Raw genomic sequence first — 24,151 nt, 5'->3', positions numbered from 1 at the left:
GGTTCTGATGACCGACAAACAAAACAGAACTTTACCGGCACAGCCAGCCCTCTGCCGGATTTTAGATGCAAATTTAGATCGATCGCGCGAAGGGTTGAGAATTATTGAAGAATGGTGCAGGTTTGGTCTCAACAGCGCCGATTTGGCTGGCGAGTGCAAGCAACTGCGCCAGGAATTGGCTGCTTGGCACGTCGCAGAACTTCGCAGTGCTAGGGATACGCCGGCAGATCCGGGTACGGAGTTGACTCACCCGCAGGAAGAGCAGCGTTCGAGCATCCAGCAGCTACTGGAGGCGAATTTCTGTCGGGTGGAAGAAGCTCTGCGGGTACTCGAAGAGTATGGCAAAATTTACGATCGGAATATGGGGGCGGCTTTTAAGCAGATGCGCTATCGGGTTTATACTCTCGAAAGCGATTTGCTGGCTTACCGGCGCTACCAGCAGTTACTTCGATCGCAGTTATACCTCGTAACTTCGCCGAGAGACAACTTGATGGGAGTCGTGGAAGCTGCTTTGCAAGGCGGACTGACTTTGGTGCAGTACCGCGACAAAACCTCAGACGACGGGGTAAAGTTGGCCAACGCGCGCAAAATGAGCGAACTTTGTCACCGCTACGATGCTTTGCTGATTCTGAACGATCGCGTGGATTTGGCGATCGCAGCCGATGCCGACGGCGTACACTTAGGACAGGGAGATTTGCCTGTGGCGGAAGCGCGCAAGTTGCTCGGCCCGGGACGCATCATCGGTTGTTCGACTACGAATGGCGAGGAAATGCAGCGAGCCGTTGATGCGGGAGCCGACTATATTGGAGTTGGGCCTGTTTACTCCACTCCTACTAAACCTGATAAACAGGCGGCGGGTTTGGATTATGTGCGGTATGCTGCTGATAAGTCGCCGATTCCGTGGTTTGCGATCGGCGGAATTGATATCAACAACCTCGATGAAGTATTGAATGCCGGAGCTCAAAGGGTTGCCGCAGTACGGGCGATTATGGAAGCAGAACAGCCTACTTTAGTCACGCAGTTTTTCATCTCGCAGTTGATTCGGATGCAGAATCTGAAAGCTCAGAAAGCTTTGCACGGAAAAACCTAGTAACCGAGGACACTGCAATGCCGTTTCCCTACCCGGATATAATTGTAGGGAAACGGCACGGTGCGGTGTCCTGACTGTGGGTAATATTAATACCGATGCCACCGGATTTGATATAACAAATAACAAATAACTAATAACTAATGATAAATCAAATTGCGCTGCAAGTTAACGGAGAAACTCGCAATTGTGCGATCGACACACCGTTACCAAAATTACTAGAACAACTAGGATTAAACCCGCGCTTAATAGCTGTGGAGTACAACGGCGAAATCCTGCACAAACAATTTTGGGAAACCACACAAATAAAAGATGGCGACATCCTAGAAGTTGTCACAATCGTCGGAGGAGGCTAGCCACAAATTAGCGAATCATACCAAATCCCTTGGCATCCAAATGATTCATCTCTCTCTTCTCTTCCTCTGTGCCCTCTGTGGCCTCTGCGGTTAAATCATTCCGAATTTCTCACAAAAATTGTCTACCAAACACGACATCCCCGACTTCTTAAAGAAGTCAGGGACATTGGTATATTGAGATAGAAAATCAGGAAGCAGGGCCTCTAGAGATGCGTTCCCAGGCAGAACCCAGGAACGCATATAATTAAACTGCGACAGCTTCAGCCACAGGTGCAACCACAGGATAAATGCTCACTTTCTTGCGAGTCTTGCCTTTTCTTTCAAAAGTCACCACGCCGTCAACCAAAGCAAACAGAGTATCATCTCTGCCGATACCAACATTGTTACCGGGGTGAACTTTAGTGCCGCGTTGGCGGATCAAAATGTTGCCAGCTTTGACAACTTGACCGCCGTACTTTTTGACACCCAGACGCTGAGAATTAGAGTCGCGTCCGTTACGTGTACTGCCTGTACCTTTCTTGTGGGCCATAGTATCCTCAACTTTATTTACTATTGTTTATTCTGATTCAATTTCGCCGGTTTGGGGAGTTTCAACAACTGCTTGAGACAAATCTCTCGCGGCCAAAACAACACCATTGACTGTAATAGAGTCAATCATAAACCGAGTTGTTTCTTGGCGGTGTCCTTTTTTCTTCCGAGTTTTCTTTTTCGGCTTCATCTTGTAGACGAGGACTTTGCGGCCCCGGAAATGCCGCAGCACAGTTCCTTCGACTGTGGCATTTTCTACTAGAGGCTGGCCGATGTGAACGTCGTCTTCGTGCTGGATCAGAAATACTTTGTCAATGGTGACTTTGGATTCAGCTTCGACGTGAAGCAGTTCGATGTCGTAGAAGCGGCCTGGTTCTACCCGAAATTGTTTGCCGCCGGTTTCAATGATTGCGTAAGTCATGGGATGGTGGTTGAGATTGCCGTACAGGTAGCTGAGTTGTCAGTTGTCAGTTGTCAGTTGGCAATTGTCAGTTGGCAATTGTTGAGAACTTTTGACTGATGACTGTTTTCCAGCTTTTGGAATGTCTTGACCTGATCCGAGCCGGATTTAGACAGACAATCTATCATTATTGCGGATTGTTGGAGTTTTGTCAAGGTAAAAGGCACTTAATCTTTTCTAATTGTTAGTTTGAGAACAGAAAGTTTTGATAGCTTTAATCGCGATCGCAGCTAAAAACTCTAGCAATGCCAATAAATAGGAGTCCCAAACATCGGATGGCGGCGCGATAGCAGGTCGCCATCCATACCATTAGACAGCGCATTTTTGATTTTGCACAAGCACAATAATTCTGTCAGCTTCAAATGCCATGACAGAGTTGTTGCGGTAATTGCTTTAAAACTCGCTCAAAGGGAGCAAAATCTTTCAATCCGCGGGACAAAATTAATGCCCCCTGAATGGCAACGATCGCATCTTCTCCGCGTTCCTTGGCCAAAGTTTCATCCAATCCTGCTGAAATCAGAACTTTAGCGATCGCCTCAATCCACTGAGAAAATCCCCAACTAATTTGTGGGTGAAAGAGATCGTCACTCGATTGTTGCATTACCAAAACTGCCCAAAGACAAGAATTTTGTCCCCGATCGAAAAACTGACTCACTTCCTCGCACATAAACTGAAATTTGGCGATCGGCATTTCTGGGCCATCGACGAGCTGCAAAATATTCGTCTCTAGCCAATGATTAACCTCAACAAGGGCAGCCTCAGCCATCTGGGCCTTCCCACCAGGGAAGTGATGGTAGAGACTGGCTTTCCCCAACCCCGTGGCTTGGGAAATTTTGGAGAGGGTGACACCCTCATAACCAAATTGGCAAAACAGTTTGAGCAAAGATGGGATATAGGTTTGTTTAGACATGGGCAATGTCGTGGAATTTATCTATTGACAATTGTACCGTTCGTTCGCTACAATGACTGTACCGAACGAACGGTACAAAAAAGGCTAACCTTTCACATTCGCAATCAAAAGAGGAACACCATGATTAAGCTCTACGGTAATGAAATCTCTGGTAACAGCTACAAAGCACGTTTGATGCTGTCCCTGCTCAACCTTGAATATGAATGGATCGGAGTCGATCTGATGGGGGGCGAACACAAGTCGCCAGAATACCTAGCCATGAATCCCTTCGGGCAAGTGCCTTTGCTGGTGGATGGAGAGACACAACTTGCCGATGCTCAAGCCATTCTCGTATATATGGCGCGGCAATACGGTGGTGAGCAGTGGCTGCCTCTGGATGCACTACCGATGGCCCAAGTAATTCGCTGGTTGTCAACTGCTGCGGGTGAAGTGCGACAAGGGCCAGAAAATGCTCGTCTCTACTATTTATTTGGGGCTGGAACTAACATCAATATTGAACGGGCAACCCAAAAAGCCGAATTTATTCTGACGCAACTTGACCGGCATTTGAGTACGCGCACTTGGCTAGAGTTTGAGCATCCCACGATCGCAGATGCGGCCATCTATCCCTATATCGCTTTAGCGAGAGATGGCAAGATTGAACTCGATGCTTATCCCAATGTTTTGAATTGGATCGATCGGGTGAAGCAACTCTCTGGTTATATTCCTATGTTGGGAATCTAGGCATTTTGAACATCGCCGAGTTAAATAAGTAGACAAGGAGTTAGATTTTATGCCTCGTCAATTTGGTACGATCGCTTTTACTCCCGCAGTGAAAGCCATGCAAGAAAAAATGGGTTCCCGCGAGAACTATGAACGCTTTGTGGCTAAAGGTGCAGATAATAATTCCATCAATCCCGATCTAGAGCAATTTATTTCCAGTATGGAAGGATTTTATCTAGGCACTGTGAGTTCTAGTGGCTATCCCTACATTCAGTTTCGCGGCGGGAAAGCAGGATTTTTAAAGATTCTCGATCCGAGAACTTTGGGATTTGCGGATTTTCGTGGCAATGTGCAATATATCTCTGTGGGAAATCTTGCTGAAAATGATAAAGCATTTTTGTTCCTAATGGATTACCGTCATCGCCGGCGCCTCAAGATTCTCGGTCGCGCCCGCGTTGTGGAAGACGATCCAGTAATACTTGCCCGAGTTCGGGATACAGACTATGATGCAACTGTGGAAAGAGCGATCGTATTTGAAATTGATGGCTGGGATTGGAACTGTCCGCAGCATATTCCGATTCGCTATTCTGAAACGGAAGTAGAAGCAATGCAGACCAGAATTAGAGAGTTGGAGAAACTTTTAGCAGCTAAAAACCCTAATAACGTAAATACTCCCGATCCACCGGCGCCGATCAATTAACAAGCAAGAACAGTATTGAAGTAAGTAGCCGATACTGATGCTATCCCAAAGTGCGATCGACCCTGTGGTTTACCGTGTGGTTTGTAGTGAGCACGAAGAGTCCTCATCAATAAGGAGTAAAGTCCTGACTGCCAACGATCGCCCTTAATTATCTTCAAAAGGGCGATCGAACTGGATTTAAGCCGTCGCAGAACATTTGCGCGATCGCAACAATTCCAAAGCTTGCTGTTTCACCCTACCTTCCATCACCTCTTTTTGCAAATTAATAAAAGCCTCAAAATCTTCTAGGCCGTACTTAGTCATCTGCAACTGCTGTCGCAACTGTTCTTCGGCCTCAACCGTTAAGTAACCTGTTGCCAAAGCTTTTCGGACAATTTTACTGATTAAAGTCATAGTAGCTTCACCCTGAATACACCTACGTTAAAACACTGAAGTTTTGTCAACCGACTAACTCAACTTTTAGTTTGTTTCATAATTACCCTTCAAATAGGTTAAATCTATCTTAAGGTCTATGTAAATAAAGTTATTTTTGATACATCAATGAAACTGTAGCGATTTTAAATGTAGAGTGCGATTAAATTGGGATCTTTAGTTTTTGTCAGATAACATTATCCTTCAAATACCTTACATCTACCTTAAGGCATATTTAAACATAGCGATTTGTGACATTGGCAATTGTATCGATATTAAATGTAGAGTGCGATTAAATTGGTATATTTAGTTTCTATCTAACAACAGCCGCCATTCTCTCACAGCAAAAGGAGGAACCAGCAATTCTGTTTCTTTTTGATTTTTCACGGGGAAATTAAACCGCAAAGGTCGATTACTGTCCAATTTTGTAATTATTGATTTGAAATCGTATTCTCCGACATTAATCGGCAAATCCGACTCGTTCCAAATATCTTTTGCCGTGCCAATTTCCCGATCGCCAGCAGCAACTTTCAACGGAACCGGGTGCTGCAATTCTGTTCCGGGAAATCCTACTAATCTCAGGTTCAAAGAGTTAACTACTCCCGACTTTACTCGCTTGTACAAAACCACTTGCCAGGCTTTATCGTCAGTATCGCGCAGGCTTTGTACCGAGCGAAACATTACTCTGTCGGCTGTTTCTGGATATTTGTGAATCGAGGCGAAAGCGGGCGGGTTGACAGCTAAGATTAGATACAAACACAAGCTAATTACAGTTAAAGCCTTGAAGAGGGAAGGTTTTGTACTGAGATTGTTCATAGGATGACCAAAATATCGCTTGTTACTCAAAAGTTTAATAGATAAAAAAAGTAGGGTGAGTCGCACGCACCCTACTACTCATTTTAAACCTAGATGAATCCAACTGCCTGCTTAGACGGGGGCAAGAGCATAAAAAGCAACTCCCTCATCCCGGAAATCTGACCTCACCTGTACCGCCGCCCGATCCGCTTGGCTTGCGGTGAAAAAGTGTGTAATATTTTGCGGATTTTCCCGCTCCCTCGCCAGGTTAGTAAAACGATAGACGGGTATTGCACCCGAAACTGCCGTGTTATATGAATTGAAAACCTCCCCCTCAGCACGGAACTGGGGTAAGTTGTCGCGAATAAACTGTATGTCAGTAGGTTTATTCGTATAGAAATAGGTTCCTGATGCGGTATTGAAGAAGCGTTGAACCTTTGCGTTACCGTTGGCTGGAGCGATAAAGTCATCGCCTTCACTCTGGTAACGAGCAGGGTTGTTTAGTCGGTCAGCTTTCTCTGACGGGTCTGCGGTATAAAAATGCGATCCTGCCTGCTTGTCATAGAAACGCCGGACGGGAAGATTGCCTGTTAGAGGGTCCCCGCTACCGCCCCCGATGATGTTGCCTTGTGCATTTAAAGTCGCACCTGTTACGGGGTCTTTCAAGGCGACATTGCCACTGTCAGTTGAAACCTGTAATGTGAAAGGCTGAGGAAGTGATGTTAACGCATCATAGCTAGTCACGCGGACTACATAGTCCACACCAGGCACACTTTTAAGCGGGGGAGGAGCACCATTGAAGTATTGGGCAGTAGGACTCGGTATTTTTGAGTTTCCTCCGGGGACGCCGTAGCCATCATCATCCTGAGCAACAAGAGTACCCGAATCAGCTACTACATTCGCACCCCTGGTGCCTTTGGGTATCTGAAAAACTTGCACGTAAGGGTCGTAGCTAGTGTTCAGACCTTTAAAAAGATCAATTGATATAGACTGATTAACTAACTCTACTTCTAAGAGGTAATCTTTAGCGCGAGTTGCGGTTGGAAGGAAATCATTCGGAGTAGGAGTCGGGATACTCTTGTCACTTGTAGTTAACTGATTTGTCAGTTGAACTGATGCCATTTTAACCTGTCCTCTTAACTTTTTTGACAGCAGGTGTTAGAAAATCCTGCTCTCTACATTTATAAAACACTCAAGACCGATAAGTCACCTAACAGCTATTAGTATTTTTATTAGGTATTTTTCTGAGAATTACTCAATTTGGCATATTATACAGAAAGTTTCCGTACAACTCGTAGTTATATAGCGGTTCTCAAGCGTTGTGAGGTATGCCCGGTTTGGCCAGCGGCAACTCATATGAGAGATCGAAATGCTATAACGATGAGGTCGCTACTGGACAAAAATTTTATCCATAGGTATTGGAAGGACAGAAAAGGATGCTAACAGAAAAACCTTTAGCTATTGATTATTCTCAACAAGATGCAACTTCAAAGTTTGTTCCGCGCCCGCTCATTCACTCCAGTCATGACGCGGGATGGAAAAATATTCATCTAGCACGCTATCAACTGCCTGCAATGGAAATTCCTGAAACATCTGGTTCTCAACATATAATTTGTGTTCAATTTTTGAAGCAGTCAACAGAAGTGGAATTAGCCTTTGATGGTAAACGTCACTTAGTGCAGCATGACCAGAATGAAACGGGTTGCATTGAAATACTTCCTGCTTACGCACCTATTAAGGCTAGGTGGAGTCAGGAAGTTGATATCACTCACTGCTACCTCGATCCTACATTTCTTAATCATGCCGCCTACGAGTCAGTAAACCCAGATCGAGTTGAAGTTAATCTGACGCTTAAAAAACCCGATCCGTTAGTTTGGCAAATTATCTTAGCACTGCAAGCAGTATTGGAAAACGATCCAAATAATAGTTGCTTTTATGCGGATTCAATGGCGACGGCTCTAGCGGCTCACTGCTTAACATATTACTCAACCCGCAAGCATACTCTGAGGGAATATGAAGACGGCTTGTCAAAATACAAACTGAAGCAAGCTATTGAATACATCAACGAGCATTTTAGTGAAAATGTATCGTTAGCAGAAATTTCAGCCGAATTAGCTATGAGTCAATACTATTTCTGTCGATTGTTTAAGCAATCAACTGGAATGACTCCTCATGCCTACTTAATTCAGCAACGAGTAGAGCGAGCGAAGCAACTACTGAAGCAGACAGAATGGACAATAAACAATATTGCGATCGAGTGTGGCTTTGCCAATCCCAGTCATTTTGCAAAGTGCTTTCGCCGATACACAGGCATTTCACCTAAACAGTTTCGCATGATTTAGCAAGATTATGTTCAAATCGCAAGGAAGTGTTCGACTTGGACTGGCAAAACAGATTAAAGTCGCTTACATAGAAACTCGGATGCTCCCGTTTGCTTAATCATTTGCCTGGGATAATCATTTAGATTCTACTTGCGTACTCAGCAGTTAGACACTTAGGTAATTTGTTTAGGAACAAATGGGATAGGACTTACGCATTCCAACGGTGTAGCAAGGCTAAGGGATGGCTTCGCTTCACTCGCAATGACAGAATTACGTTGTCTGTGCGTAAGTCCTGTGGGAGTCTAATGGTAAGGTGCGATCGCTAAGTAATACCATTTCTCCAAAATCCTACAATAATCGAGTTGACGGGGTGTTTATTTATTATGAATATACATGACACAGCAAAATAAACCTTTACAAATACCAGCACAGAAGTTTATAGAAGCTGAGGCTTGCTGGAATCTCCAACAGTTATATGCAGACTTGACAGCGGCCAAGCAAGAATATGCTATCAGCAGAAATCAGCAACTCACCCCTTTAGAAAAAACGTACCTGCGAGGATTGCTTTGCAATTATAGTCCGCAGGAAATTGCCGCCGCACTCCATCGTAAATGCACGGGTATTAGAGTAGATTTATCGAGAGGGCTGTATCGCTACATAGAAGTTTTGACGCTGCAACAACCTAAAGACTGGAAAGAAGTCCCAAGTATGCTAGAAATATATGGTTATAAACAAAAGAGTAGCCCAGAAACATTGCATTCTACATTGATAAATTCTGCCCAAACTCTCCAATCTCCCATCGAAAATCGAACTGAATGGGGGCTGGCGGTAGATACGTCTATTTTCTACGGGCGTACAACAGAACTTGCTAACTTAAGGCAATGGATTTTACAGGAAAACTCTCGCTTAGTTGCTATATTGGGTATGGGTGGCATTGGCAAAACTGCTTTAGCCTCTAAGCTAAGAAATATGATTAAAGACCAGTTTGAGTGCTTGATTTGGATCGACCTCAGTCATGCACCTCTATTGGCAGATACTCTGGTAAATTTAATCGAATGTTTATCCGATCGACCGCTAAGCGATGTAGAGAAATTGCGGTTATTTAGTCACCATAAAAAAAACTTTTTTCAAGAGCCGCTTGAATTTTCCCTGGACAGTCTAATTGCTTCCACAAATGTAATAGAACCGACAATCATCGCTGAGGCTATCCAGCGCCTGATTCACTGTTTACAAAAGCATCGATGCTTGATAATTTTAGATGGGTGGGAAGCTGTTTTCTGCACTGGGCAGTTAACAGGAAACTATCGAAAAGGGTATGAAGCATATGGGGAACTTCTGAAACAAGTAGGAGAATTGCAGCATCAAAGTTGCTTAGTGTTGACTAGCTGTGAAAAACCTAAAGAAATTGCAGCGTTAGAAGGTCAAAATCAATCTGTACGGTCATTAAAATTGGGTAGTCTGGGACAAGCGACAGTGGAAATATTTAAAAATAAGGGTTTGTCTGAAGAAAGTCAATACTCAGAATTGATAGAGGCTTACAGCGGCAATCCTTTAGCGTTAAAAATAGTAACAACAACTATTAATGATATGTTTGGCGGAAGCATTGCTAACGTTTTAAGAAATGGGCCGTTGCTGGGAGATTATAGCGATACGTTATCTCGGCAGTTTCATCGCTTATCAGCATTAGAAATTCAGCTATTACACAGTATGGCGAAAGAAGTCAAGCCTGTTGGGTATGAAAATTTGTACTCAAATATTCAGCAAGATCGGGATTCAGAATTGCTGAAGGCGCTGGAATCGCTTTTAAGACGATCGCTAATTGAAACAGTCCAAGCCGAAAGTGAAACTCTGTTCGCGCTTCAACCTGCGGTAAAGAAATATCTGATGTCTGTGGCAAGATTGCCTAAGATATAAATACAGCAGATTCCACATTTATGAAGTACACCCGCCTATCGTGAGCTTCCCCTCCTTTCGACACGGCAGTGCCGTGTCCCTACGCTTCACAAACCTGGAATACGCTGTAATCTACCGAGGTGCTATTTCCAATCGGTTTCGGCTTGAGATAGCACGTAAGCTGAAACATCGATAATTTGTTGTTCCGTCAAACGATCTTTGTAAGCGGGCATAATACCTTTGCCGTTGGTTACTAAGTTGGAAATGTTGGCGATGGAATCCATGCCGTATTTTTTTAAGGCTTTTTGTTTCAAGTTTTTGCCGCGCCTGATAATGTTGCTGCCGTTGATGTGACAACCTGCACAGTTAGCGCTGAAAAGTTCGGCTGCGGTTGCGGGATTTGTAGCTGTATCTGCGATCGCCATTTGGGAATTAGTGGCGATTTCTACAAATGCCAGTGTCAGTATTAATAGAAAGGCGGTGAAGATTTTTTTTAAGTTAGTTAGGGAAATCATCTATTTGCAAGTTGAAAAATAGTGCTGGATTTAATGATATCACTAAATACGGATTTTGGGGTTGACTCAGCGATTCATTCTTCCCAATCAAATGTGCGGGAAACTGCTTTTTTCCAAAAGCGATATTTTTGCTCGCGAAGTGCGATCGGCATTTTCGGTTCCCAAGTAAAATCCACCGCCCAATTGTCGCGCAATTCGGCTAGCTGACTCCAAAAACCTACCGCCAAACCCGCCGCATAAGCCGCGCCGAGTGCAGTAGTTTCTGCTACCACAGGCCGCACGACAGGCACTCCCAAAACATCGCTCTGAAACTGCATCAGCGTGTGATTGCCCACCATACCTCCGTCTACTTTTAAAGACAAAAGCTGCACTGCTGAATCCTGATTCATCGCGTCCAATATTTCCCGCGTTTGCCACGCTGTAGCTTCCAATGCTGCACGGGCAATGTGTGCCTTAGTCACGTAGCGAGTTAAACCTGCAATTACTCCCCGGGCGCTGTCTTTCCAATAAGGTGCGTAGAGTCCAGAAAAAGCCGGGACAACGTAAACTCCTGCGCTATCTTCAACTGTATTTGCTAATGTTTCTACTTCCGCAGATGTGTTGATGATGCCCAAATTGTCCCGCAGCCACTGCACTAGAGCTCCGGCGATCGCAATACTGCCTTCCAAAGCATACACAGCGGGCGATTCTCCCATCTTGTAGGCAACAGTTGTCAGCAACCCTTGCTTTGAAGGGACGATCGCCTCACCCGTATTCAGCAGCATAAAACAGCCCGTACCGTAAGTATTTTTCGCCTCCCCAACATTGAAACAAGTTTGCCCCACCAGAGCAGCCTGCTGATCGCCCAAAGCAGCAGCAATTGGAACACCATCTAACAATCCTTTTGCAGTACCAAAAATATGACTCGAAGGGCAAATTTCTGGCAGCATCTGGCGGGGAATTGCCATTATTTCCAAAGTTTCGGCATCCCAATCGAGGGTTTGCAAATCCATCAGCATCGTGCGGCTGGCGTTGGTAACATCGGTAATGTGCGCGCCGCCAGTCAGGTGCCAAATCAGAAAAGTATCGACAGTACCAAAAATCGCCTCGCCTCGATTTGCCGCTTCCCGCAATCCTGCGATATTGTCCAGCATCCACTTGATTTTTGGCCCGCTGAAATAAGTTGCTAACGGCAAACCGCAGCGCGATCGAAATCGATCTTTGCCGTTAAATTCTGCTAAGCTAGTACAAATTTGGTGAGTGCGGGTATCTTGCCACACAATCGCATTACCGTAGGATTTGCCCGTGTTTTTGTTCCAAACAATTGCAGTTTCGCGCTGGTTGGTAATGCCGAGGGCCGCAATATCTTTGGGGTCGATTTTACCTAGTTCTAGGGTATTTTTAATGACGCTTTGGGTGCGCTGCCAAATTTCCTCGGGATTATGTTCAACCCATCCCGGTTGCGGATAAATCTGCTGGTGTTCTTGTTGGTTGCTGCAAATTATCTGTCCCTGGCGATCGAATATGATAAATCGGGTGCTAGTGGTTCCTTGATCGATCGCTGCTACGTATTTTTTTGCCAATTGTCTAAAAATTTTTTAGTAATGAGGTCTTTAACGTATATGATACTATATCGAGAAGTCAAATTAATCTCAAAAACTTTAGCTTAGGAAACTCCACAAGTTGAAACTGGCAGATTTGCTCAGACTCGATCGCACAATTAAGGTTATTGGCTTTGACGACGCTCCGTTTTCTCGGACAAGCGGCAGTCTGGTGTCGATCGCGGGCGTAGTCTGCGGGGGAACTCGATTTGAAGGAATGGTGTGGGGACAAGTCCTCCCAGACGGATTAGATGCCACGGATGCTATTTCTGGGCTACTCCTCGGAGGCAAATTTCTGCCGCAATTGCATCTGGTTTTGCTTGACGGAATTGCTTTCGGCGGCTTCAATATTATTGACCTTCCCGAGTTAGCATCGCGGCTGCAAATTCCTTGCGTTGCTGTCATGCGCCGCCAACCAGATTTAGCTGCTGTTGAAAAAGCCCTCGGCCATTTACCCGACTCGGAATACCGTTTAGAATTGTTGCGCCGCGCTGGTAAAATTCACGCTTTTGAACCTTTCTTTTTTCAAGTTTGCGGCGAAAAACCCGAAGTAATTGCGCTGGTGCTTCAGCGTTTGACAGACACTGGGAAAGTTCCTGAAGCTTTGCGTTTAGCTCATTTGATTGGTGCGGCGGTCATTACTGGAGTTAGCGGCAGTTCTGCTTGAATAAGAACGAATAGAACGGGCAAGATGCCCGTTCCACAAAGAGGAAATTTTCTTGTGGGTGGGCCGGATATCCTGTTAAGAACGGGCAAGATGCCCGTTCCACAAAGACTGAATTTTCTTGTGGGGTGGGCCGGATATCCTGTTAAGAACGGGCAAGATGCCCGTTCCACAAAGACTGAATTTTCTTGTGGGTGGGCATCCTGCCCGCCCGTGAAAGGCTGATTGACAATGATGCAATATCTCAGTTTCTATTCGCTTACTTACACAATTTCGCCGTCTAATTCACCGAATTCGATTTTAGTTCCCAACGCCAAAGTTAAGGTACTTTCAGGTTCTACCATTTTTAGATCGCCTTGAATGTCTGTAGCCCACCAAGCGCGATCGCACAAATTGGTCAATCCTAACGAAAGCTCGTTTCTCGATCGAGAAGTGACTATAGCTACAAGACCGTTAGATGCTGGGGCTGTTAAACTCGGTATGTCAGAGGTGAATAGTTGAGTTCCCGCACTCAGAGAAATAACTCGACTTCCTAATTTCAGGAATAATTGACCGGTGGTAAAAGAATCTGCTGCGGATTTTTGTGATATAATACTAGGCGGAACCTGAGCAGAAGTTGCAGCGGGCAAGTCAGAGTTTCCTACTGTAATTGTACAGTTGCCGATTCTCTTTTGGTCGCCCGATCGCAAATAACTCACCGCCCCGCTATCAACATTCTCGCAAACAATTTGACCTGCTTCCAACTGAAACCGCATTGCCAAGGGCGAAACATTAGGAATGCAGATAATAGACAAATTTTCATCGCTGCCAAAAGTTACCGGTTCCGATCCCAGAGTGAGAGTGCGATTTGTTCCGGTATCGTAACTAATTACCAGCCAAGCTTTGTTGAACAAAGTTTCGGCTACAACGAGCATAATTCCAATCCAAAAACCGATCGCAGCACAGCCAGCTAAACGGCCCGCCGTACCGGATAAATTGTAAGCAAATAGAATAAACAAACAGCCTCCCAAGACACCCCCAACACCGCCGCCTCCCGTGCCGCGAAGCGCTCCCAAATTAGGAATCCGCTGTGCAAGTCCAAGTCCTAACAAACTGCCAGCTATTCCCCAGCAAATTACTCGCAATAATTCGTTGTTGCCATCGCCAATCCCGCTATAAATGCCTTCCGCGATCGCCCCAGAAATGGCTCCTGCAATTAAACCAAACAATCCGCCATTTTTTAAAGCTTGTTTAATTTGAGGCTTGCCTTTGATATAGTAATAATAGCCGAACATAATCGCAGTAGCAATGCCACCGCCTACCAATCCAAACCAGCGGCCTGTGGAAAATACACTGTCAAAAAAAGATTCCGAACCAGTGAGTCCCTGCATGAAAGGTTCGGTGATGAGATTGCCGGCGAAACCCCCGACAGCACCGCTAATCCCAAACTGCAAAGCTTTTTTAAAGGCTGATAGATTTCTTTTCACGGCACACCAGATTAAAAGTGAGAGTCAAATCTAGCTACAAGCTCGAAAGTCACCATTTCCGATGATTCTGATATCTTGCATCATTGTTAATAAGCCTTTCACGGGCGGGCAGGATGCCCACCCCACAAGAACATCTACTCTTCGCTTCACAGGCATCTTGCCTGTTCTTGAGAATGGTGCAAAATGTGAGTGTGAGACGATCGCACATCTCCCCCCTGTCTCCCCGCTGTCTCCCCCCATCTCCCGCTTCCCTCCCTCTCAGGGAAAAGTCTTTGAGCTTCGCGCCCTCGCCCGCCACCAATCTCCCTGAATACTCGATCGCCTGTAACCATTGCTGCAAGATAATTTCAGCTATTTTAAATCCGTGAGATTTTAACTGATCAGACCCCAGCGGGGGCCCAAAAATGAAAAGGAATATTACAAACTATTACAGTAACACTCAGAATGTGAACATAATGCCTCAAAATACTTGCGAGAGGTAGTTGTGTCAGAGGAGCAATAATATCCTTACTAACTGCCCGACAGTCACTCGATCGCCGCTAAGTGACCTGCTGCAATCTCGATCGTAAATTTACGATCGCATCAGTCATTTGTGGTATTGTAAGCGACAGGCTTAGTGCGGGCACTCACAAGCGCACCGGCGTGAAGAACCAGCGCCGTCAAACACCGAAGGCAGCCACCCGCCAACAACTTCAACAGTTGCTGGCTGTGGAAAGTCCGGCCTTCCCCGTCAAAGCTCCTGCTCGAGCATGAAAGATACGGGATGAAAGCGCCCGCCGTCGCTCGCTCAGCGCGGAGCAGTTCGTATAGCAAAATATCCAGCGGGTACACACAAGATGAGTATCGTCACCAAATCAATCGTCAACGCAGACGCCGAAGCTCGCTACTTGAGCCCAGGTGAATTAGATCGGATCAAGAGCTTCGTCACCTCTGGTGAACGCCGCGTCCGCATCGCCCAAATTTTGAGCGAATCCCGCGAACGCATCGTCAAGGCAGCAGGCGACCAACTTTTCCAAAAGCGCCCTGATGTTGTTTCTCCCGGCGGCAACGCTTACGGCGAAGAAATGACCGCAACTTGCTTGCGCGACCTCGACTACTACCTGCGTTTGATCACCTACGGAATCGTAGCTGGCGACATTACTCCGATCGAAGAAATCGGTATTGTCGGCGTCCGCGAAATGTACAAATCTCTCGGCACCCCGATTGAAGCCGTCGCCGAAGGCGTTCGCGCTATGAAAAATGCAGCAAGTTCGCTGCTTTCTGGAGAAGACGCTTCCGAAGCTTCCTCTTACTTCGACTACGTTATCGGTGCGATGCAGTAAGGAATTTCGATTTTAGGTTTTCGATTTTAGATTGAAAAATTGACGGTTGCCGGCAACAAGTTAAAAGCTTTTGCAAATAACCAGCTACTTAAAAATCTGAAATCCCAAATCCCAAATCCCAAATTCTAGCTCCAAAATTGGACTGACTCAGCCACTTTCAAGGAAACAAGACAACCATGCAAGACGCAATTACCGCCGTTATCAATTCCTCTGACGTTCAAGGTAAGTACCTCGACATCAGCGCTCTAGACAAGCTCAAGAACTACTTTGCTTCTGGCGAACTGCGCGTCCGCGCCGCTACCGCCATCAGCGCCAATGCAGCCACAATCGTCAAAGAAGCAGTTGCTAAGTCTCTGTTGTACTCTGACGTAACTCGTCCCGGCGGCAATATGTACACCACTCGCCGTTATGCAGCTTGCATCCGCGACTTGGACTACTACCTGCGCTACGCCACCTACGCTATGTTGGCTGGCGACCCTTCCATCCTCGACGAGCGCGTGCTCAACGGTTTGAAAGAAACCTACAACTCCTTGGGCGTGCCCATCGGTTCTACCGTACAAGCTATCCAAGCAATCAAAGAAGTCACCGCCGGTTTGGTCGGTTCTGACGCTGGTAAAGAAATGGGCGTCTATTTCGACTACATCTGCTCTGGCTTGAGCTAACACTCAGGCAGAAGGAAGAAGGAAGGAAGGAAAAAAGAAGAAGGAATAACATTTATTTCTTGCCTCTTTTAACTTTGCACTTGTTACCTTTGGCTTTGAAAAGAGGTCAGGGAAGTTGAGAGTGATTGCTAGACCGTCAAAGGCTTGTCGAGAAAGCCCGACGAGTTTTAACGAGCTAGTTTTGACTCCTAACTCCCTGCCTTCAATCTTTAAAAAATCCATCTAATAATCTGTAAACCTACTCAGGAGTTAGTTTCCCATGAGAATGTTTAAAGTGACTGCTTGCGTCCCCAGTCAAACTCGCATCCGCACCCAGCGCGAATTGCAAAATACCTATTTTACTAAGCTCGTTCCCTACGACAACTGGTTCCGGGAACAGCAAAGAATTATGAAAATGGGCGGCAGAATTATTAAAGTGCAACTGGCTACCGGTAAGCCCGGAGCTAATACGGGTCTACTTTAAAATCCGAGGATGGATTGGTAGAGGGGCAAGAGGTCGATCGCGACCTCTTTTTTATTTGTTATTTAAAGGAAGAAGGGAAATTAAATAAAATTAATGGTTTCACCAATGGAAAACTTCCTAATCACTTTGGCGGTTGCTATAAATCTTTAGGCTCTTTTCCTCTCCATTTTTTTGCTTATTGTGAATAATTTAGGTTAATTTACTCTGATTTGATGGCTCTGATATGCCAGAATTTCCAATTTTCATGTGAATCAATGATTCTAAAACCTAGTCTCTCAATCAAGCTGAGGAATTCTTGCAGATTTTTGAAATGTGAAGTTACTTCGTAAATCCAAAGCTGTCCATCGAGTTTAAGAGTACGGGCGGCTTCTCGGATGTAATCAGCACTGTTTAAGCCCATGAGCGATAAATTAAATATGGCAACGTCTAAACAGCTATCTTCCAAGGGGACTTGAACTACATCGCATTCGATGACATTATCATTGATGGCAATGAAATCATAGTTGTGAAATGTGTGTTTATCGGCTAAGGCTTTAGAAATCAGTGCTTCACCACAACCAAAATCCCCTACAACTAGACCAGAGCGCTTTTGAAGCCATTTAATAGATTCTTGATAGGGAAGAACAGACCATGTTTTTCTGGCTTCTTGATAGAGTGTGTGGTATTGCATCCACTCTTCGGGATTATTCTGTAAGCGTTCATAGTTGGTGTGACTATAGCTAGTATTCCAACGAGCATTCATGCGGCTAAAGTCACCATAGTTAATATTACGGCGCTGAACATCGGCGGGATCTGCGTCTGGAAGAGGGACAAAGATTCTGGGGCGAACGATTGGCTTTTGCTCACCAGTTTTTAAGCGTTCTAGCCATTGGCGTAGATCGCGGAATGCTTGAGATTCTGTTCGCAGTTGTCCATCAGGCATCACACCATCAACGGCAGCATCGGCAACTGTCTGTTTGTTTTGCAGTCTCGCTAATCGCCCTTCATCCCAACTCCAATGTTCGCCGTCATCTAAACCATAGGTAACGGGCATAAGAATTGTGAGCGTATCATGGACTTGACCTTGACGATTTAACCGCCCTTCTAGCTGCTCAAGTTCGGCACTTGTCCAAGGTGGAATATTCAGAATCAGCCGATCGCAAACTTTTTGAAATCCATCAACACCTGTAGCCATTGCACTGCTGGCAATTAGAACATCAATTGAGCCGTTAATAAAATCGTTGCGTCCACTTTTATCGCCACCCATATGAAAACCTACTGTCCAGCCTGCGCCTTTAATTGCTGCTGTTAGCTGATCGACTATGCCCTCAACGTAATGAGTGTAAACAATAGTTTTTGGGCGAAGTTCATTGAGAATCGCTGGAATCCTTGCACTGGTAAGAATCTGTTCCATTTTGAGGAGGGAAGTCCCCTCTTCCCGAATCTTGTCAACTAGGTGAGTGCAGTCAACGGGAATTTTGAATTTATTTATTTTAATTTTCGGCTTGACTTTAGAACGGATGCCCACAGTTGCAAATGCTTGATGCAGACGCATACAGTTGTTGAGTGTGGCTTTTTCGCCAAGATCCTTACGTTCTACGCCTGTGACTAATTCAACCAAGCTTTTACCTTCTTTGAGATTGTTGATCACAGGTGTTGCGCTCATGCCAAGTACATGAAGATTAGGATTTTTCTCCGTTGCATTGGTGATTAGCGCGAGAACCATCTGCCGACGTTTGGATGGATCGTCATTGCGGTGTTTGCAGCGATGAATCTCGTCAACAATAATTAGATCAATTTGATAGCGGTCTAGCAGTTGCCAAATATCAGCAGGGGTTGAGGGCTGCTGAAACATTTCATGGTTCAAAATAATGTAGTGATGTCCACTCTCAATATCGATCCAATGAGGGTTAAAGTTTTTGGTTGTGACGAGACTATCTGGAAATACTTCTTTGATTTCTGTATGCCAGTTGGGAATCGTGTCTAGTGGACAAATAATAATGGTGAGATGAGCGTCAATAATTCGACTGCTGAGAATCCCACCAATGGTTTTACCCGTTCCAGTTAAGGAGAGGTTTAACATTCGCTGTTGATTGCGAAGCCTCACCGCTGATAGCTTTTGCATTAAGTTTGGCGGTGTAATTTTGCCATTGATGCGAAATCCCCAGCCTGTGGGAATCTGCATATTCTGGGCTTGGGTATATTCATCGAGAAACTGATCTCGCACCTGACGACCATAACCTTCTTCAGTAAAAGCTTCTACGCTTTCAACGGCAGATTCATCTTCAAATACTTCTGCCCAAATTCGATTACGTCTAGAAGCGATAAAGAAATCAATAGCTTCTCGATCGGCTGACGCAACTATTTGACTGTTCAAAAATTCTAGACTTTTCTGGACTTTGATTCTTGGTAGTTCACTAGGTTCTTCATTTTGTACTGAAGAGTCACTGCTAGTTTCAAAACCTTGAGTTCCCTGAGATGAATCCGCAGCATCAACAACTTGCAATTCATCATCAGCTTTGAGATTATCATCGGAGTTGCTGTCACCACCAGAGGTTGTGACTTCTTTACCCTGAATCAAATCTCGTAGTTTTTGCCCTGAGAGTTTGCCTTTGATAATGTCTTTAACAATTTTGAGACCTTCAGCATTTTTCGTGCCTAAAGCACCTGATTGTTCAAATATTTTATACAATTCAGCTTGAGTTAGGTTGGGAATGTATCCTTCTAAACTTGCTACAAATTGACGAATTGCTTCCAGACTCCAACCAAAACAACGAGTGCATCCACTATTTCCATGACTCCAAGAAGCTCTAGAAATACTCGTTATACTTGTTTCCCATTCATATCCATCAATAGGACATTTAAACCAAGCTTTTTTGTTGGAACCTTTTGTTACTTTGTCAGGAAAAACACCCAAAGCATTATTTTTCTCGTAGTCCCAATACTGGCTAACATAATCAGGATACAGAGAAATTAATGATGTGGTTTTAGTGGCAATGAATCCTCTACAAGCTGGACAACCGCTATTTCCTTTTTTCCAACATGATTTAATTTGAGAAAGAGATGATACCCATTCATGTCCATCAATAGGACATTTAAACCAAGCTTCTTTTGCCGATCCAGTTGTGAGCTTCATAGGATCGATTTTTAGCTCATCATTTGCTTTGTAAAACCAATAGTTAGCAATCTCATCAGGAAATTCAAGAGCTATCGGTTCTCTACGGCTCCATTCACCTCGTTTACGCTCAGCAGTGCCATTACAAACTCGACAACCAGTATTATCCTTTGACCACTGCTGCTTTACTGTCGAAACAATGCTTGACTGCCACACATTGCCATCATGGGGACATTTAAACCATGCTCTCTTATTGCTGCTGAGAGTTGTTTCTGATGGGTTAAGACCTAGCCGATCATTTTTCTCGTAGTCCCAATACTTGGAAATCAGTTCAGAATACTCTTCAATTAGAGTCGGCTGTTTCTCTGGTTTTTTATTTTTACCAGCACATTGAGGACATCCACTAGACCCTCTATGCCAACTTTTACTAATATGGTTTGGTTTTTTCTGCCATGAATGTCCATCAATTGGGCATTTAAACCAAGCAGATAGACTTCCTGTTCCTGTACCCACATCCGCAGGACTGAGGTCTCCGTTTTTTTCATAGTCCCACAATTCAGCAACACGTTCTGGATAGACTACAATTAAGCTTTTAGCTAGCTGTTCTTGTCTCTTTTTCTCTTCTTGTTCTTGTTTTTGAGCTTCAGCTTCTGCCTGTTTTTTTTGTTCTATTTCTCTCAAATAATCACGAAAAGCACGATTCTTTGAGAGAAGTTGACGCACTCTGTTTTTACTTATATTATACTGAGTTCCAATATCTTGATAGGAGAAGCCTTGTTTGTATAGTTCGATCATTGCATTAGTCTCTGCTTCCCTCTTACTTTTTGATTCCTCATAAAGCTTTCGATCCCTCTTTTGTATATATTCTGCTACTTGTTGACGCACTCTGATTATACTTATATTATACTGAGTTCCAATATCTTGATAGGAGAAGCCTTGTTTGTATAGTTCGATTATTGCATTACTCTCTGCTTCCCTCTGAGTTTTTGATTCCTCATAAAGCTTTTGATTCCTCTCTTGTACATATTCTGCTAGTTGTTGTCCTAGGTGATTAAGATGTATTTCATTGTTTTGCTTTTCAGTTAAACCTATATCCTCAAGAGTCCTAAGCTCTCTAAATATTTTTGTTCTGAGGTAATTTCTGCCATGAGCAACTACATTTATAGGTATCTCGTACAGTATCCATATTCCATTATCGATTCGTAGTGGATACTCACTCATTAAATCAAGAAGGTAAATCTCTCTCTCACTCAGTTTTTCTAACAAGAGGTGAATATCTGACATATTGCACTTGTATACTAACGCTAATAGACAGTTTAACTTGTCTGAAAAAAATGTGCTAGCATCTAAGCTAGATTATTCACCAATCAGTGAAATCCTTATTGTAGCTACACCTCAAAAACAGTCTGTTTTTTTGACAAATTGCCCGATTTGTTGCTCAGGATGACATAATTTCGTTACATTGCGTAAGTCCTATTCTTCCTTATGCTATGAAATCCTATGACTAATGACATTCGACGCTTCATTCCATTTTTTGACCCCAGCGCGTCTCAATGGGCGGCTGAGGCCCGCTGGCTGAGGTGGCTGACTTTCCTGTGGCTGTTTGTAGGACTGACAGCATTGTTTTCGGCTTCCTATCCCATTGCAAATTCAGAATTTGGAGACGGACTTTATTATTTTAAACGACAGCTAATCGCAGTGGCGATCGGGCTGGCCGGCTTTAACTTGATGGTGTACTCCCCCCTGCGCTACATCATGAAAACATCTCAGTTAGGCGTTTTATTGCTGCTGGGATTGCTGTGGCTGACCTTAGTTCCGGGAGTGGGAACCACCATCAACGGGGCGACTCGCTGGATATCTCTGGGCCCGGTTCCGATTATTCAACCTTCTGAGTTGATCAAGCCGTTTTTCGTTCTCCAAAGCGCCCGCATTTTCGGCAACTGGCCCCGGTTGACAAATAAAGTTCGGCTGACTTGGCTGTTAATTTTCGGTGCGATGCTGTTGGGAATTTTGTTGCAGCCGAATTTGAGTACCACGGCTTTGTGCGGGATGACTTTGTGGTTAGTGGCTTTGGCGGCGGGCTTGCCTTACTTGCAGTTGGGCGCAACGGCTATGGGCGGAATGCTTTTGGCGGTTTTAAGTATTAGTTTTAGGGAATACCAGCGCCGCCGGATTATGTCTTTTCTCAATCCTTGGGCCGATCCGATGCAAGACGGCTATCAGTTGATTCAAAGTCTGCTGGCTGTGGGTTCAGGGGGCATTTGGGGTGTGGGTTTGGGGATGTCGCAGCAAAAGTTATTTTATTTGCCGATTCAGTACAGCGATTTTATTTTTGCTGTGTTTGCTGAGGAGTTTGGTTTGGTGGGAGGTTTCTCGCTGTTGCTGATGTTGGCGGCTTACGGTACGGTGGCTTTGAGGGTGGCGATGAGGGCGCGGAATGTTGAGTCTCAGTTGGTGGCGATTGGGGTAATGGTGGTGATGGTGGGACAGTCGCTGCTGAATATTGGGGTGGCGACGGGGGTTTTGCCGACTACGGGTTTGCCGCTGCCGTTTTTTAGTTACGGGGGTTCTTCGATGTTGGCGAGTTTGTTGTTGTCGGGGTTGCTGATTCGGGTGGCTAGGGAGAGTTCTGAGGCTGATGTGGTTTCTTTGGATGGACGCAGGGAGAAGCCGGGAAAGCCGAATTTGCGATCGAACAACGCCACTTCACAAACTGAATAATTTGTCAATAGTAAACAAACCAGATTTTTGGAAAAAACCGGGTTTGTTTATTTACTCTCGAACTACTGGCAGAATACCAATTTATAGCAACCGCTCTGGTAGCGAAGAACACGAATGTTGAGAAAAGCAGAAGTAGGCGCTCTTAAGGCGGTTCGGGAGTTATATCGCAGGAGATGAAGGTCGATCGACTATTTCCGCCCGTCACCCTTATTTGGCGGCTCTTCTTGTTTTTCTTGAGGTTTAGCTGTGATGTTAGCTAATTCTTTTTTGTCGGGTTGCGGTGTTTCTGGAGTTGAGTTAGCCATTGAGTTTTTTCCTAAATAGATGCACCGCTTAATGATATCTTTTCTGGCTACAAATGTATTGCTGTAGATAGGGGGAGGAAAATCAAGACAGACAATTTGATTTGGGCTTTAATATTAGACAGCATTATGTAGATGCAAATGGCTGTCGCTTGCTATACTGCTGGAGGGTTGCAGCCAAACAAATCGGAGGCGGACGCAAAAACACCTTTGTTAAGAATTAAATGCCGAGATGGCGAGCTCGAACGATTAACCCTTGCTGCTGCAATTTTTCCAGCATTCGCGTTACTGTTACCAGAAAGAATTGGTTTAAAGCCTCTCCCTTGTAGGGAGAAATTAAAAGAAGACTATTTATTAGTCCAATCCTCTTCCTTCCAGTTAGAGGTCGCTATCTTGCAGTCAACAGTCAACAGTCAACAGTCAACAGAACCGCGTCATGCAAATCGCATTAGCAATATCTTGATGTGTCAAGCGGATGCTCAAACCAGAGGCCTCTCAAAAGTTATGAAACTGCAAAAAATTGGATTGTCGGGACTCATCTCAATCTTAGCGGGGCTGACTGTAGGCGAGTTTCGGTTTATCCCTAATTCTCAATTTAAAATCATCAATTCTCAGGCCTTGGCTCAAACCCAAGCTCAGCAAGCCGAAGCAGACCGACTGTTAAAGGAAGGGATTCAGCAGTATGATATTAGTCAATTTCAAGCTGCATTGCAGTCTTGGCAACAGGCACTAATAATTTATCTAGAAATAAAAGACCGCCAAGGCGAAGGGTGGGCTCGGGGAAGTCTGGGAATTGCTTACGATTCCCTCGGCGACTACGCCAAAGCGATCGAGTACGCCCAGCAGTCGTTGGCGATCGCCCGAGAAATTAAAGACCGCGAAAGCGAGGGGACAGCTCTGGGAAGTCTGGGAATTGCTTACGATTCTCTCGGCGACTACGCCAAAGCCATCGAGTACGCTCAGCAGTGGTTGGCGATCGCCCGAGAAATTAAAGACCGCGAAAGCGAGGGGACAGCTCTGGGAAATCTGGGAAATGCTTACCGTAACCTCGGCGACTACGCCAAAGCCATCGAGTACGCTCAGCAGCAGTTGGCGATCGCCCGAGAAATTAAAGACCGCTACAGCGAGGGGACAGCTCTGGGAAATCTGGGAAATGCTTACCGTAACCTCGGCGACTACGCCAAAGCCATCGAGTACGC

Annotated in this window: 25 protein-coding genes; 13 read left to right on the top strand and 12 right to left on the bottom strand. The window is 45.0% G+C overall.

Annotated features, from left to right (window positions below; translation table 11 throughout):
• Positions 1 to 7 precede the first annotated feature (7 nt).
• Both QUA56_RS14175 and thiS read left to right on the top strand, forming a co-directional pair.
• Complete coding sequence (locus tag QUA56_RS14175; RefSeq protein ID WP_333358552.1) at positions 8 to 1,090, top strand: thiamine phosphate synthase; 1,083 nt, start codon at positions 8 to 10, stop codon at positions 1,088 to 1,090.
• Between the two features lie 140 nt (positions 1,091 to 1,230).
• On the top strand, positions 1,231 to 1,443 hold the full coding sequence (gene thiS / locus QUA56_RS14170) for a sulfur carrier protein ThiS (protein ID WP_333358550.1): 213 nt from the start codon (positions 1,231 to 1,233) through the stop codon (positions 1,441 to 1,443).
• A gap of 244 nt (positions 1,444 to 1,687) precedes the next feature.
• Here the strand turns inward: thiS and rpmA are convergent, their stop codons facing one another.
• The 3 genes from rpmA to QUA56_RS14155 form a co-directional block, all read right to left on the bottom strand.
• Complete coding sequence (gene rpmA / locus QUA56_RS14165) at positions 1,688 to 1,972, bottom strand: 50S ribosomal protein L27 (RefSeq protein WP_293122646.1); 285 nt, start codon at positions 1,970 to 1,972, stop codon at positions 1,688 to 1,690.
• Between the two features lie 27 nt (positions 1,973 to 1,999).
• Positions 2,000 to 2,392, bottom strand: coding sequence for a 50S ribosomal protein L21 (rplU, locus tag QUA56_RS14160; RefSeq protein WP_333358547.1), 393 nt, complete (start codon positions 2,390 to 2,392; stop codon positions 2,000 to 2,002).
• 397 nt (positions 2,393 to 2,789) lie between these two features.
• Positions 2,790 to 3,341, bottom strand: a complete 552-nt coding sequence (locus tag QUA56_RS14155) for a TetR/AcrR family transcriptional regulator (RefSeq protein ID WP_333358545.1) — start codon at positions 3,339 to 3,341, stop codon at positions 2,790 to 2,792.
• A gap of 120 nt (positions 3,342 to 3,461) precedes the next feature.
• Here QUA56_RS14155 and QUA56_RS14150 point away from each other — a divergent pair, with 120 nt between their 5' ends.
• Both QUA56_RS14150 and QUA56_RS14145 read left to right on the top strand, forming a co-directional pair.
• Positions 3,462 to 4,064, top strand: coding sequence for a glutathione S-transferase (locus QUA56_RS14150; RefSeq protein WP_333358543.1), 603 nt, complete (start codon positions 3,462 to 3,464; stop codon positions 4,062 to 4,064).
• Positions 4,065 to 4,113: 49 nt separating this feature from the next.
• The gene (locus QUA56_RS14145) at positions 4,114 to 4,743 is read left to right on the top strand and encodes a pyridoxamine 5'-phosphate oxidase family protein (RefSeq protein WP_333358541.1); all 630 of its coding nucleotides are present in this window, start codon (positions 4,114 to 4,116) and stop codon (positions 4,741 to 4,743) included.
• Between the two features lie 177 nt (positions 4,744 to 4,920).
• On the opposite strand, the gene QUA56_RS14140 is transcribed toward QUA56_RS14145, so the two are convergent.
• The 3 genes from QUA56_RS14140 to QUA56_RS14130 form a co-directional block, all read right to left on the bottom strand.
• A complete protein-coding gene (locus tag QUA56_RS14140; RefSeq protein WP_015176895.1) occupies positions 4,921 to 5,136 on the bottom strand; it encodes a hypothetical protein in 216 nt (71 codons plus the stop codon).
• Positions 5,137 to 5,460: 324 nt separating this feature from the next.
• Positions 5,461 to 5,970 carry a DUF3122 domain-containing protein gene (locus QUA56_RS14135; RefSeq protein WP_333358539.1) on the bottom strand — a complete coding sequence of 170 codons (510 nt, stop codon included), beginning with the start codon at positions 5,968 to 5,970 and terminating at the stop codon, positions 5,461 to 5,463.
• A gap of 111 nt (positions 5,971 to 6,081) precedes the next feature.
• Positions 6,082 to 7,071 (bottom strand): hypothetical protein, encoded by a 990-nt coding sequence (locus tag QUA56_RS14130; RefSeq protein WP_333358537.1) that lies wholly within the window; start codon positions 7,069 to 7,071, stop codon positions 6,082 to 6,084.
• A gap of 314 nt (positions 7,072 to 7,385) precedes the next feature.
• Here QUA56_RS14130 and QUA56_RS14125 point away from each other — a divergent pair, with 314 nt between their 5' ends.
• Together QUA56_RS14125 and QUA56_RS14120 are read left to right on the top strand one after the other, a co-directional pair.
• Positions 7,386 to 8,291, top strand: a complete 906-nt coding sequence (locus QUA56_RS14125; RefSeq protein WP_333358535.1) for an AraC family transcriptional regulator — start codon at positions 7,386 to 7,388, stop codon at positions 8,289 to 8,291.
• A 372-nt stretch (positions 8,292 to 8,663) separates the two neighbouring features.
• Positions 8,664 to 10,184, top strand: coding sequence for an NB-ARC domain-containing protein (locus QUA56_RS14120; protein ID WP_333358533.1), 1,521 nt, complete (start codon positions 8,664 to 8,666; stop codon positions 10,182 to 10,184).
• A gap of 122 nt (positions 10,185 to 10,306) precedes the next feature.
• Here QUA56_RS14120 and QUA56_RS14115 read toward each other — a convergent pair whose 3' ends face one another.
• Together QUA56_RS14115 and glpK are read right to left on the bottom strand one after the other, a co-directional pair.
• The gene (locus tag QUA56_RS14115) at positions 10,307 to 10,678 is read right to left on the bottom strand and encodes a c-type cytochrome (RefSeq protein ID WP_333358531.1); all 372 of its coding nucleotides are present in this window, start codon (positions 10,676 to 10,678) and stop codon (positions 10,307 to 10,309) included.
• A 74-nt stretch (positions 10,679 to 10,752) separates the two neighbouring features.
• A complete protein-coding gene (gene glpK / locus QUA56_RS14110) occupies positions 10,753 to 12,240 on the bottom strand; it encodes a glycerol kinase GlpK (protein ID WP_333358529.1) in 1,488 nt (495 codons plus the stop codon).
• A gap of 100 nt (positions 12,241 to 12,340) precedes the next feature.
• On the opposite strand from glpK, the gene QUA56_RS14105 reads away from it, so the two are divergent.
• The gene (locus QUA56_RS14105; RefSeq protein ID WP_333358527.1) at positions 12,341 to 12,925 is read left to right on the top strand and encodes an endonuclease dU; all 585 of its coding nucleotides are present in this window, start codon (positions 12,341 to 12,343) and stop codon (positions 12,923 to 12,925) included.
• 260 nt (positions 12,926 to 13,185) lie between these two features.
• On the opposite strand, the gene QUA56_RS14100 is transcribed toward QUA56_RS14105, so the two are convergent.
• Both QUA56_RS14100 and QUA56_RS14095 read right to left on the bottom strand, forming a co-directional pair.
• Positions 13,186 to 14,388, bottom strand: a complete 1,203-nt coding sequence (locus QUA56_RS14100; RefSeq protein ID WP_333358526.1) for a hypothetical protein — start codon at positions 14,386 to 14,388, stop codon at positions 13,186 to 13,188.
• Positions 14,389 to 14,437: 49 nt separating this feature from the next.
• Positions 14,438 to 14,728: a hypothetical protein gene (locus QUA56_RS14095; RefSeq protein ID WP_333358523.1), complete on the bottom strand. Its 291-nt coding sequence runs from the start codon at positions 14,726 to 14,728 to the stop codon at positions 14,438 to 14,440.
• A 203-nt stretch (positions 14,729 to 14,931) separates the two neighbouring features.
• On the opposite strand from QUA56_RS14095, the gene QUA56_RS14090 reads away from it, so the two are divergent.
• The 3 genes from QUA56_RS14090 (at position 14,932) to apcB (ending at position 16,372) form a co-directional block, all read left to right on the top strand.
• The gene (locus QUA56_RS14090) at positions 14,932 to 15,141 is read left to right on the top strand and encodes a hypothetical protein (RefSeq protein WP_333358521.1); all 210 of its coding nucleotides are present in this window, start codon (positions 14,932 to 14,934) and stop codon (positions 15,139 to 15,141) included.
• Between the two features lie 83 nt (positions 15,142 to 15,224).
• The gene (apcA, locus tag QUA56_RS14085) at positions 15,225 to 15,710 is read left to right on the top strand and encodes an allophycocyanin subunit alpha (RefSeq protein ID WP_333358519.1); all 486 of its coding nucleotides are present in this window, start codon (positions 15,225 to 15,227) and stop codon (positions 15,708 to 15,710) included.
• A 176-nt stretch (positions 15,711 to 15,886) separates the two neighbouring features.
• A complete protein-coding gene (gene apcB, locus QUA56_RS14080; RefSeq protein WP_333358517.1) occupies positions 15,887 to 16,372 on the top strand; it encodes an allophycocyanin subunit beta in 486 nt (161 codons plus the stop codon).
• 3 nt (positions 16,373 to 16,375) lie between these two features.
• On the opposite strand, the gene QUA56_RS14075 is transcribed toward apcB, so the two are convergent.
• The gene (locus QUA56_RS14075) at positions 16,376 to 16,594 is read right to left on the bottom strand and encodes a hypothetical protein (protein ID WP_333358515.1); all 219 of its coding nucleotides are present in this window, start codon (positions 16,592 to 16,594) and stop codon (positions 16,376 to 16,378) included.
• A 37-nt stretch (positions 16,595 to 16,631) separates the two neighbouring features.
• On the opposite strand from QUA56_RS14075, the gene QUA56_RS14070 reads away from it, so the two are divergent.
• Positions 16,632 to 16,835: a phycobilisome linker polypeptide gene (locus tag QUA56_RS14070; RefSeq protein WP_006634929.1), complete on the top strand. Its 204-nt coding sequence runs from the start codon at positions 16,632 to 16,634 to the stop codon at positions 16,833 to 16,835.
• A gap of 199 nt (positions 16,836 to 17,034) precedes the next feature.
• On the opposite strand, the gene QUA56_RS14065 is transcribed toward QUA56_RS14070, so the two are convergent.
• Entirely contained in the window at positions 17,035 to 21,213 is a 4,179-nt protein-coding gene (locus QUA56_RS14065) for a zinc-ribbon domain-containing protein (protein WP_333358513.1), read from the bottom strand.
• A gap of 216 nt (positions 21,214 to 21,429) precedes the next feature.
• Here QUA56_RS14065 and QUA56_RS14060 point away from each other — a divergent pair, with 216 nt between their 5' ends.
• Together QUA56_RS14060 and QUA56_RS14050 are read left to right on the top strand one after the other, a co-directional pair.
• Positions 21,430 to 22,650 (top strand): FtsW/RodA/SpoVE family cell cycle protein, encoded by a 1,221-nt coding sequence (locus tag QUA56_RS14060; protein ID WP_333358511.1) that lies wholly within the window; start codon positions 21,430 to 21,432, stop codon positions 22,648 to 22,650.
• Positions 22,651 to 23,093: 443 nt separating this feature from the next.
• Positions 23,094 to 24,151 (top strand): tetratricopeptide repeat protein (locus QUA56_RS14050; RefSeq protein WP_445242907.1); only part of this gene is annotated, 1,058 nt, incomplete at its 3' end.

This window comes from Microcoleus sp. N3A4 (genome assembly GCF_036701805.1).
Taxonomy (GTDB): domain Bacteria; phylum Cyanobacteriota; class Cyanobacteriia; order Cyanobacteriales; family Microcoleaceae; genus Microcoleus.
Note: the sequence above shows the minus strand (reverse complement) of the source record. Positions and strands in the feature narration are given on the sequence as shown.

Bases quoted from the DNA above. Each gene is read 5' to 3' on its own strand.
- QUA56_RS14145 (WP_333358541.1), top strand. From the start codon at position 4,114: ATGCCTCGTCAATTTGGTACGATCGCTTTTACTCCCGCAGTGAAAGCC.
- QUA56_RS14140 (WP_015176895.1), bottom strand. From the start codon at position 5,136: ATGACTTTAATCAGTAAAATTGTCCGAAAAGCTTTGGCAACAGGTTAC.
- apcB (WP_333358517.1), top strand. From the start codon at position 15,887: ATGCAAGACGCAATTACCGCCGTTATCAATTCCTCTGACGTTCAAGGT.
- QUA56_RS14135 (WP_333358539.1), bottom strand. From the start codon at position 5,970: ATGAACAATCTCAGTACAAAACCTTCCCTCTTCAAGGCTTTAACTGTA.
- QUA56_RS14120 (WP_333358533.1), top strand. From the start codon at position 8,664: ATGACACAGCAAAATAAACCTTTACAAATACCAGCACAGAAGTTTATA.
- apcA (WP_333358519.1), top strand. From the start codon at position 15,225: ATGAGTATCGTCACCAAATCAATCGTCAACGCAGACGCCGAAGCTCGC.
- rpmA (WP_293122646.1), bottom strand. From the start codon at position 1,972: ATGGCCCACAAGAAAGGTACAGGCAGTACACGTAACGGACGCGACTCT.
- QUA56_RS14065 (WP_333358513.1), bottom strand. From the start codon at position 21,213: ATGTCAGATATTCACCTCTTGTTAGAAAAACTGAGTGAGAGAGAGATT.
- QUA56_RS14060 (WP_333358511.1), top strand. From the start codon at position 21,430: ATGACTAATGACATTCGACGCTTCATTCCATTTTTTGACCCCAGCGCG.
- rplU (WP_333358547.1), bottom strand. From the start codon at position 2,392: ATGACTTACGCAATCATTGAAACCGGCGGCAAACAATTTCGGGTAGAA.
- QUA56_RS14115 (WP_333358531.1), bottom strand. From the start codon at position 10,678: ATGATTTCCCTAACTAACTTAAAAAAAATCTTCACCGCCTTTCTATTA.
- QUA56_RS14175 (WP_333358552.1), top strand. From the start codon at position 8: ATGACCGACAAACAAAACAGAACTTTACCGGCACAGCCAGCCCTCTGC.
- QUA56_RS14075 (WP_333358515.1), bottom strand. From the start codon at position 16,594: ATGGATTTTTTAAAGATTGAAGGCAGGGAGTTAGGAGTCAAAACTAGC.
- QUA56_RS14150 (WP_333358543.1), top strand. From the start codon at position 3,462: ATGATTAAGCTCTACGGTAATGAAATCTCTGGTAACAGCTACAAAGCA.
- QUA56_RS14125 (WP_333358535.1), top strand. From the start codon at position 7,386: ATGCTAACAGAAAAACCTTTAGCTATTGATTATTCTCAACAAGATGCA.
- QUA56_RS14155 (WP_333358545.1), bottom strand. From the start codon at position 3,341: ATGTCTAAACAAACCTATATCCCATCTTTGCTCAAACTGTTTTGCCAA.
- QUA56_RS14070 (WP_006634929.1), top strand. From the start codon at position 16,632: ATGAGAATGTTTAAAGTGACTGCTTGCGTCCCCAGTCAAACTCGCATC.
- QUA56_RS14130 (WP_333358537.1), bottom strand. From the start codon at position 7,071: ATGGCATCAGTTCAACTGACAAATCAGTTAACTACAAGTGACAAGAGT.
- thiS (WP_333358550.1), top strand. From the start codon at position 1,231: ATGATAAATCAAATTGCGCTGCAAGTTAACGGAGAAACTCGCAATTGT.